Raw genomic sequence first — 7,858 nt, 5'->3', positions numbered from 1 at the left:
GGGTCATAGGGAAGGCCTCTTTTCTAGGATTGGTTGTGGTGACTTAATTCTACCAAGAAAAGGTCTTCCTTTTTGCATTTATTCATTTACACAAGATATTTTACACTCTCAATTAATCCGTACTGAGTTAATATTATTAAACTTAGAAGAATAAGCGTTACAACAATTTTTGAAACTAAAAACTTCCCTTTGAAATAACTGGACACACAAATTCTCCTCCCTTAATTTAATTCACCTTCGGAATCGCATCCGAAAACTAAAGTAAATACTCACGGTAAAATAATATAAAACTAGGATAGATAAAGAATCTGTTAATACAATCGATAAATCATGACTCCGAATAATAAATCGCCATAAGAAAGAGCTAATTATAAAAACACTTGGGTATAGTAGAAAATATCCCAAAAAGTATATCTTTTCTTTTGTTACTATAATCCCCCCCTCATTCTGCTAATTGGGCCGCATGTATTTTATGGGCGCCAAGTCTTGTTCAATAATAGCGTCCTATTCTCAATAATAATATCCAAGGCAACGCCCATCACTCTCCAACAGAATTGATTTTTTTATTTATGATATCCGAAATCACAAATGAAATTGCAGGCACTAATGGATGCATAATAATCCAATGTCTAAAACCCAGGTAAAGTAATGGAGCGATAAAAGCAAAAACGCCAAAAAATATTGACAATCTAGACTTTTTCTTTATTCCAAGAATAAGCAAAATGAGTGAACTTAAATTTAACACTCCCAAAGATAGGTTTAACAAAATACCGCCTCTTTTTCAGTTAAATGGCCTGTTTGAGTGATATGGGCGCAATCGCTTATACAGTTCTAGCAAAGATATATTCAACTACCTGGAGCTTTGTAGCCCGATTTTTTTTTGTCTTTAAGATTCAAAAAAGCTTCATATCCAAAGGCGACTACCAATCCACTCAAGAAAATTGAACGTGAAGAGAAGAAATCCTCTCCCATTGATATATAATGAAAATAGTTACCAGTTGATAGGAGTAAATACGTGTAAAAACCTAGTATAGCTGCCCTTTTTCAATTCAATGTTTCTCTTTTATTCACAGATTTTAGAAACATCATTTATCTTCCTCGATTCTACGATCTGGCCAGATTGAAGCACAAACCTTATGCGACAACTGCGCCCAATCCTAAAAGTAGATAGTTATGACTTTCGAATAAAATAAGGTCCAAGCCCTGTTTCATGCGTTTTAATAAAGGTCCAGTTGTTTTCCCAATCCATAACATACATGTCACTGGAATCAAGATCCAAGCGATCCCATGGGAAGTCATTTACTTTAAGACTTTTAGCATTTTGAACTAAGAACGCTTCATTCGTGAATTGATAAAAGATTGTGCATTGATTCTTTTTTTGTCTTTCAAATGCTTTTATGGCCTCTTCCTTTTCAAGACATTCCACTTTTTCATAGCTACAAAGATGCCATAAAAATGAATCCAAATATATTTCTATTTGTTCCTCTTTTGTTAGATGACCAGCAAATTTTTCAATCCACTTTCCTCTTAAATAGCGTCCCCACTTCGGTATTTCTAACACCTTTAACTCTTTATTCCGCATTTTCTATAACCTCTCTCGATGAGTATCAATGCTAATTATCTAATTTGCATAACTTTAGAATTCCTATCATTTCTTGTTCACAAAATTGGCCAGTTTGAAGAAGATTGATCTTATTGATAATCAATCAAATTTGCATAACAAGTATAACATTATTACTTCCAATAATTATGATTTCTTATCTTTGTTCATTTAAAAGATGTGAAGTGGTATACAGTCTATCATTCATTCTAATCTGCATGGACAAGTGATGGGCTGACTCTACGAACAACGGCAATGATTTCATCATCAACTTCAATTTTCTATAGCGTGATGGATGCCTTATGTTCTAACGCAGCCATTCGTGATGCCGTGAATATTTCTGCTTCCCTGTCATAGTTCATAACTTTGAACGCAACAGACTGTCATGTCATCGCTCGGAGCTGGTGTAATTTGTCGGCTAACAGTAAATTCCAATGGAATGAACCCACGGATTTTACCAAAGGTTACAACAGAGCAAGGCTTATCGAGAAGCGTTTCAATTCCAGTCATCCACCCCTGTAAAATCGTATTGTTTTGATAAGCACCATAAACCTTTTTCCAGTCGTTATTAAATTCGTTGTCCACTGGAAGGCTTACCGAAATTTAACTTTGCCCATAGGTTTTAATTTCAAACAAAAATATACTAATGATATGGAGTGAATTAAAGATAACTGAAAACAACATGTAGGTTCTAATCGAAGGTTTTGACCTCTCGAAAAAAAAATACCAGCTAAAACCGTACCCCACAACAACTTAGTAACTAGAAATTCCCGTAAACTCACAAATATACTGGTTATAAAAAAATGTGAATATGTATCATAAAACCTTTTTAAAATAAACAAGTGTCATGCCATCATTTATTTTCTTAAGTACACCTGTTTTTGTGAAGCCCATTTTTTCATATAAATAACAATTACGTTTTTCTTCCGCTATAGTAGCCAATTCCCAACTAAACGCTTGTGGAAAATTTTTCTCTATTTGTGTTATTGCTTTTTGGGCAATTCCTTGCCCCTGGTATTTTGGTAGAATAAACATTGGACTGATCCAATAATGAGTTTCATCTTTACACAAGACACTAATAGCGCCAACCAGAGTAGTATCCGATTTTATTTTATAAACTCCTCCTGAAGGGTTGTTTATCCTCGTTATCATTCTCTCGATCGTTTCATTCGCTGGATTAGTATTATAGTCCTTATAAACTTCAAGCAACGGAAAAAATGCATTTACTTGTATATCAAAAATAGATTCCGCATCAGATTCGCTTGCTTTTTCTAATGTAACCTCCATAGTTAGTACCCCATTTCTAAAAAACACAGTGATAGTGATTTAAAAGACAATATAGCCTTTACATCCGCTGTAAATAATGAATACACTACTATTAGCACCCTCTTTTATTAGTAGACGCTAATCTAACATGAAGGTTTCATATCCCGAATAATTAGGCATTTAAATAATAGAAATCAAAAAAGCAATTCAATTTATCACTGAATTGCTTTTTCAAACCATTTATTAACATACTTATTAATCCCGAATAATTCCATGACTCGTTCCAACCAGAACTTCTTTACCAATTTGATTGCGATAAACCATACTCATCGCTATCCTCTTAAATCCATCTTTTTGTTCAACTTCCGTCATCATTAATTCACACGTAATCGTATCCCCTGTAAAAACAGGTCGCAGAAATTCACTGACCATCTCTCTTGCAATATAATCCAAATCTCCTCCTAATTTTGTACCGATACTTGCAGTGAATAGGCCGTGTACCATCAAGCGCCCATTGTCATCTCGCTCCATATGATGTTTCCCCTTATCGCCCGTTAACACTGCAAATTGTAGCGTTTCTTCCTCATTAAATGTTTTTGACCATGTGAAAACAGCCCCTACTTTAAGCTCCATTATTTCCCCCCCATTATTCTGATTAATAAGACCCCTATAAACATAGCATACTTTTAGCTATGAATGAATATTCACTCATTTATTTTGCAAGGATTACTTAATTCATCAACTTAAGAGGATATGATGAATTAGATTGTCCCTGCATTTTCACTATTTTCTATAAAGGACCTAACGCTTCTACCTAATATTATTTACTCTCCCAATCACTCTTCACCATAGTGAAGTTTCAATAAAAAAACCAAGCCATAACCGGTCCAACGATAGATCCAATAATTGCGGATAGCGTCATAGCGATGGAACTATAAGATGCTTCCTGCTCACCCAGTTCAATCGCTTTCGATGTCCCAAGTGCATGTGCTGCTGCTCCCAGCCCGATTCCGCGGCCGATAGCTGTATCGATGCGAAACCAATTCAAAAATGTCGGCCCTAGAATAATACCGGTAAATCCGGCAATCATGACGAATGCAATTGTAAGCGAATTTACGCCTCCCAATGCCGAAGCAATTTGTATGGCTATAGGCGTTGTAATCGATTTAGGTAATAGTGAAACAACGATTTCTTTTGAGAATCCTACCAGTTTTGCAAAAAGTACACCGCTTATCATACCAACAAGAACGCCCGTCAATATACCACCAAGTATGGGAAACATATTCTGCTTAATTAGTTCTCTTTGTTTATATAACGGAATTGCCAATGATACAATCGCAGGTCCCAGCAACAGGTCAACCCACTTTCCACCGAGCATATATGTTTCATAAGGGACTCTAAAAAGTAAGAGAATCAAAATAATTCCAATAGTGGTTGTCAGTATTGGTATGAAGAACGCTTTGTGATATTTAAAATATAATAAGTTCATAGCAAGGTAAACGGCAACTGTTACAAAGACAAAGAGGATAGAAAACAGCATTATTTGCATGAAACCTCCTCCTTCTTAGCGGACTTCTTGGCAAGTAATTGACTTAAAGTACTAGAAATCCACATCGTCAAAAACGTGCTGATCATTGTGATTGGTATCAACAGAAATCCCTTTCCTGCAAATACATGTCCGTAATTCATCACGCCGACAGTCGCTGGTATAAAATATAATGGCAAATAAGATAAAAGGAAGTAAGAGCCTGATTCAACCCATTCAAGCCGAAATACTTTTAATGAAAGAGCCGCCAACAATAGTAACAGTCCAATTATGCTTCCAGGAAGCGGCAAATGAAGGATATCCTGAAGAGAGTTCCCTATCAAAACAAAACCGTATAAGACTAGGATTTGAAGAACTATTATTATGTATTTCATAGACGAATCCCGCCTCCTTTCGTCTCAGTATAAGGATTTACAACTAAATTATCAAAGGAGTTATGAAACTATTTCAAAAATGGAACGTATAACATCTATTCAACCATTAAAATACATAAGGAGGTTTTGTCCATGTATTCATCTTTTGATAATGCTATTTTCACGCTTGGGCCAATCTTTATCGGCTTAGTTGCGATTATTATTTTTGGTGCAATTATCTTTAGTATTGCGAAATCTATCGGTACGTGGAATTCAAATAATAACTCCCCGGAACTGAAAGTACCAGCCGAAGTCGTTACAAAAAGGACAAAGACTTCTGGTGGATCTGGCGATTCATCGGCCAGCACTTGGTATTATGCTACATTTCAGGTAGAGAGCGGTGACCGCATGGAATTAGCTGTAAACGGTTCCCAATATGGCATGCTCGCTGATGGCGATGTTGGCATGCTAACTTTCCAAGGCACGCGTTTTAATGGTTTCGAACGCGTCAATAAAGTGTAATATATTTTTATATTCAAAAAACCCGGCTCTAGATCCTATTTCCTAGGATCCGAGGTTCGGGATTTATTGTAAACAGGACTATTCGCTACCCTCTTTAGGTTTTTCTTTTCTAGGTAGCAGTTCCGGTGTCGAGTCGAGTTGATCAAGGAATGATCTCGATTTTAATCGAATTCCAACTTGCTCATCGTAAATTGTTCTGACGAGCTTTTTCATGAAGTCTTTTGTCGTCTTCTTCAAAGTCAAATTACCTACACGATTGATGGGAACGGTATAAAAGGTCCGGATCAATTTCAATTGATTGGGTGAAATTCGAATCGAATGCTTATCTACATGGAAGCATCGATGACAAATGAAGCCGATTTGCATGAATGAAAAAGCAAATTCGCCTTCAGTCGCCCCGCAATTTGCACATTGATGAAGTATTGGATGGATACCAGCAATCGGCAACATTTTCCACTCGACAAACAATGCAATTGCTTCTGGATCATATTGTTCATTGATAGCGTGAAGTGCTTCATACAACAAGCCATATATACCAGCTATACGCTCATTATCCTCCGTTAACTTATCAATCAATTCAACAACATAACTTGCATAAGCTGTTGCTTCCAAGTCTTCACGGATATGCCGCATCGAATCGATGGGCTCGCCTTGTTCAAGCGTTCCCATTCCTCTGCCAGCACGAATCAGGAATGAACCATGTGTGAATGGCTGCGTCACAGCAGCTAGTCTGCTCGCAGGTTTCTTCGCTCCACGGGCCATCGCCGTCATTTTACCGCCTTCACGAGTAAACAGCGTGACAATTTTGTTGGACTCACCGTACGGAATACCTCTTAGAATGATTCCTTCCCATTTGTTCAGCGAAGCAATCACCTCTTTGTCTAGCTATAGCGACTAGACGCTCGGGTCATAAGTCATTCCAGCTATGCGGCATAGTGCACGCCGCTTCGCCGGACTGCCTTATGCCTGTCGCGTCTTGGCGGCCGCTTACGCTTTTCATTGTCTAGCTTCAGCGGCCAGACGCTCGGGTCATAAGTCATTCCAGCTATGCGGGCATAGTGCACGCCGCTCCGACGGTCTAGCTTATGCCTGTCGCGTCTTGGCGGCCGCTTACGCTTTTCTTTGTCTAGCTTCAGCGGCCAGACGCTCGGGTCATAAGTCATTCCAGCTATGCGGCATAGTGCGCCGCTTCGCCGGACTGCCTTATGCCTGTCGCGTCTTGGCGGCCGCTTACGCTTTTCATTACTTAATACTCGTCATCCCTAAATCCGAATTCCTTCAGATGGCCGGGTTTATTGCGCCAGTCTTTCTGCACTTTTACCCATAACTCAAGAAACACTTTCGAACCAAGTAGCATTTCGATATCATGTCTAGCATTCGTTCCGATTTCTTTTAGCAATGCACCCTTTTTACCGATGACAATGCCTTTTTGGGAATCACGATCGACAACAATTGTCGCCATAACATTGACCATTTCCCGTCCTTCTTCGCGTTCAATCTTCTCAATAACAACCGCTATAGAGTGTGGAATTTCTTCCCTCGTTAGATGTAATACCTTTTCACGAACTAATTCGGAAATGATGAATCGTTCCGGGTGATCCGTTACTTGATCATCTGGATAATATTTAGGTCCTTCAGGTAAGTATTTAATCATCGTTTCAAGAAGACGTTCCACATTATTTCCGTTTATCGCAGAAATTGGTACAATTTCAGCAAAGTCATACTCTGCTGTATACGAAGTGATGATTTTGAATAGTTCATCCGGATGAACTAAATCAATTTTATTGATGATAAGGAATACCGGTGTCTTTGAATTTTCGAGAAGTTCCATTATGAAGCGGTCACCGCGGCCAATCGGCTCATCTGCATTGACCATGAACATGACCACATCTACTTCTTTCAATGTGTTGCGGGCCGTTTTCACCATGAAATCACCAAGTTTATGTTTTGGTTTATGAATCCCCGGTGTATCGATGAAGATGATTTGAGATTCTTCTGTCGTGACAACACCTTGTACTTTATTGCGAGTCGTCTGTGGTTTGTCACTCATAATCGCAATCTTTTGTCCGACTACATGGTTAAGAAATGTCGATTTACCGACATTAGGACGTCCTATGATCGAGATGAATCCCGATTTGAACCCTTTATTGTTGTTCTGCTGCATATGAAAGATCCTCCTTTGAAAATGCGCCTGGTAATAGTTTTGCTACAGTTGTTTCTTCTACGTCCCCATTCAGGTTCGTGAGATAGACAGGCATCGAGCCATCGCAAAACTCTGCAATTACCTGTCTGCATGCTCCACACGGGGAAACAGGTCCTTCTGTATCCGCAACTACCGCTAGCGCTTTGAAGATACGTACGCCATCGGAAACAGCTTTAAAAAACGCTGTTCGTTCAGCACAATTGGTCATGCTATAAGCTGAGTTTTCAATATTGCAGCCGTGATAGATAGTCCCGTCTTCGGCTAACAGCGCCGCTCCAACTGGGAATTTTGAATACGGGACATACGCTTTCTCCCGCGCTTTTTTCGATTCAGCAACTAATTTTTCTACATCCATAAAGACACCTCTT

10 protein-coding genes are annotated in these 7,858 nt (G+C 38.7%); 1 reads left to right on the top strand and 9 read right to left on the bottom strand.

Going from position 1 to position 7,858, the window contains the following annotated elements; all coding sequences use genetic code 11:
• Positions 1-1,171 precede the first annotated feature (1,171 nt).
• From I2484_RS10780 to I2484_RS10755, 6 genes are all read right to left on the bottom strand, one after another.
• Entirely contained in the window at positions 1,172-1,582 is a 411-nt protein-coding gene (locus I2484_RS10780; protein WP_207151027.1) for a DUF4275 family protein, read from the bottom strand.
• 369 nt (positions 1,583-1,951) lie between these two features.
• Positions 1,952-2,185 carry a hypothetical protein gene (locus I2484_RS10775; protein ID WP_207151026.1) on the bottom strand — a complete coding sequence of 78 codons (234 nt, stop codon included), beginning with the start codon at positions 2,183-2,185 and terminating at the stop codon, positions 1,952-1,954.
• A 231-nt stretch (positions 2,186-2,416) separates the two neighbouring features.
• A complete protein-coding gene (locus tag I2484_RS10770; protein ID WP_207151025.1) occupies positions 2,417-2,887 on the bottom strand; it encodes a GNAT family N-acetyltransferase in 471 nt (156 codons plus the stop codon).
• A 234-nt stretch (positions 2,888-3,121) separates the two neighbouring features.
• A complete protein-coding gene (locus tag I2484_RS10765) occupies positions 3,122-3,499 on the bottom strand; it encodes a hotdog family protein (RefSeq protein ID WP_207151024.1) in 378 nt (125 codons plus the stop codon).
• 226 nt (positions 3,500-3,725) lie between these two features.
• Positions 3,726-4,415, bottom strand: a complete 690-nt coding sequence (locus I2484_RS10760) for an LrgB family protein (RefSeq protein WP_207151023.1) — start codon at positions 4,413-4,415, stop codon at positions 3,726-3,728.
• Positions 4,406-4,786 (bottom strand): CidA/LrgA family holin-like protein, encoded by a 381-nt coding sequence (locus I2484_RS10755; protein WP_207151022.1) that lies wholly within the window; start codon positions 4,784-4,786, stop codon positions 4,406-4,408. Before I2484_RS10755 ends, I2484_RS10760 begins: the two co-directional genes overlap by 10 nt.
• Before the next feature lie 132 nt (positions 4,787-4,918).
• Between I2484_RS10755 and I2484_RS10750 the strand changes: the two genes are divergently transcribed.
• Positions 4,919-5,287 carry a DUF2500 domain-containing protein gene (locus I2484_RS10750; RefSeq protein WP_207151021.1) on the top strand — a complete coding sequence of 123 codons (369 nt, stop codon included), beginning with the start codon at positions 4,919-4,921 and terminating at the stop codon, positions 5,285-5,287.
• 78 nt (positions 5,288-5,365) lie between these two features.
• On the opposite strand, the gene recO is transcribed toward I2484_RS10750, so the two are convergent.
• The 3 genes from recO to I2484_RS10735 form a co-directional block, all read right to left on the bottom strand.
• Positions 5,366-6,160: a DNA repair protein RecO gene (gene recO / locus I2484_RS10745; protein WP_346014181.1), complete on the bottom strand. Its 795-nt coding sequence runs from the start codon at positions 6,158-6,160 to the stop codon at positions 5,366-5,368.
• Between the two features lie 373 nt (positions 6,161-6,533).
• Positions 6,534-7,451 (bottom strand): GTPase Era, encoded by a 918-nt coding sequence (gene era, locus I2484_RS10740; RefSeq protein ID WP_207151020.1) that lies wholly within the window; start codon positions 7,449-7,451, stop codon positions 6,534-6,536.
• The gene (locus I2484_RS10735) at positions 7,432-7,845 is read right to left on the bottom strand and encodes a cytidine deaminase (protein WP_207151019.1); all 414 of its coding nucleotides are present in this window, start codon (positions 7,843-7,845) and stop codon (positions 7,432-7,434) included. The genes era and I2484_RS10735 overlap by 20 nt, the downstream gene beginning before the upstream one ends.
• Positions 7,846-7,858 lie beyond the last annotated feature (13 nt).

Origin of the sequence: Sporosarcina sp. E16_8 (genome assembly GCF_017347095.1) — a bacterium.
Taxonomy (GTDB): domain Bacteria; phylum Bacillota; class Bacilli; order Bacillales_A; family Planococcaceae; genus Sporosarcina.
The sequence above is the reverse complement of the archived record's forward strand: the minus strand, read 5'-3'. Positions and strand labels throughout refer to the sequence as shown.

Coding starts and splice junctions, on each gene's coding strand:
- I2484_RS10780 (WP_207151027.1), bottom strand. CDS start 1,582: ATGCGGAATAAAGAGTTAAAGGTGTTAGAAATACCGAAGTGGGGACGC.
- I2484_RS10735 (WP_207151019.1), bottom strand. CDS start 7,845: ATGGATGTAGAAAAATTAGTTGCTGAATCGAAAAAAGCGCGGGAGAAA.
- I2484_RS10760 (WP_207151023.1), bottom strand. CDS start 4,415: ATGCAAATAATGCTGTTTTCTATCCTCTTTGTCTTTGTAACAGTTGCC.
- I2484_RS10765 (WP_207151024.1), bottom strand. CDS start 3,499: ATGGAGCTTAAAGTAGGGGCTGTTTTCACATGGTCAAAAACATTTAAT.
- I2484_RS10750 (WP_207151021.1), top strand. CDS start 4,919: ATGTATTCATCTTTTGATAATGCTATTTTCACGCTTGGGCCAATCTTT.
- era (WP_207151020.1), bottom strand. CDS start 7,451: ATGCAGCAGAACAACAATAAAGGGTTCAAATCGGGATTCATCTCGATC.
- I2484_RS10770 (WP_207151025.1), bottom strand. CDS start 2,887: ATGGAGGTTACATTAGAAAAAGCAAGCGAATCTGATGCGGAATCTATT.
- I2484_RS10755 (WP_207151022.1), bottom strand. CDS start 4,786: ATGAAATACATAATAATAGTTCTTCAAATCCTAGTCTTATACGGTTTT.